Annotated in this window: 1 protein-coding gene; it reads left to right on the top strand. The window is 38.2% G+C overall.

Features of this window, described 5'->3' with window-relative positions; translation table 11 throughout:
• Positions 1-950, top strand: a 950-nt coding sequence (locus tag B6D18_RS12680; protein WP_158092595.1) for a hypothetical protein, incomplete at its 5' end; no start/stop codon positions are given.
• Positions 951-1,092 lie beyond the last annotated feature (142 nt).

Here is a 1,092-nt window from a genome sequence, read left to right as displayed (position 1 = left end):
TGTGGAATATCCAAGCTAACACTCCTTATGGTGCACCGAATAATCGTTATTATGGTAATAATTGGGTGGAATATACCGTTATTCCCCATAATCAGAGTATCTGTTACTTAAGACCAAATGATATGGGCGATTATGGTGGTTATGACGGAAATGTATTTCATAACTTTTGGGGCTTTTCACGTTGGAGTGGCTTTCCGACCACGGGTTTTCAAAATGCGGCATTTACGGCAATTGGACCGGGAGCGAATCAACTTTATTACCGTTGTTATTCACATAATGGAGCCGGCAAAATATGGTTATCGACCATCAATGGTTATGGTGCAAATTGCACGGTCAATTATGCCTCACAAGAAAAATGGCAATTTATTGAAAATGGTACGCCGGTAATCACCATGGAGTACTTTAACGGTCGAGATTGGATTTGGATGGATAATTTTACGATACCGGTACCAAGTAAATGGCCATCAAAAATGGGCAATGAGAGTAATTTTACCAATCATCATATTATTGACCGTATGGATTATCCAGGAGATCGAGATGTTTGGGATGGCGGTGCTGAACATGGACATTGGGTGCATGTTCCTAAAACAATTTATTACATATTGGATTATTGTAGTGGCAGAGATAGTAACAATGTAAAACGTCGAACCCAAACATCGGAAGCAATGAATGACAATTTTCGCAGGGGATTGCTATATACACTTGTAGAGCTTAAAGGTAATAATAATACACGAGGTTTTGTTCGTGGTTTAGGTAATTTTATGGGCGAATGGGGGGCATTGAACAGTTATAATTCATTTTGGGGGAATAGTATGTGGACATCAGATAAAGATAGTAGTAACCGTCCTTTTTATATTCAAGTAGATGGATTCGCTTTTGTACCAAGTGTAGGACATAATCCTCACGGTGGATTGACAGTTTCAGCCAATTCAATATGCCGTGGAGATTGATAATCTGGCAAATACAACGCAACAAATTGTACCTATCAATAAACGTATAAATATAATAAGTTGCGTTTTGCCTTTAACAAATCAGACACCGAATGTAGAATTAACTGCATAGCATATCTATTTTTTTGAAGAGCGCACTTTT

It is taken from the genome of Gilliamella sp. A7 (assembly GCF_002142015.1).
GTDB lineage: Bacteria > Pseudomonadota > Gammaproteobacteria > Enterobacterales > Orbaceae > Gilliamella > Gilliamella apis_A.
Note: the sequence above shows the minus strand (reverse complement) of the source record. Positions and strands in the feature narration are given on the sequence as shown.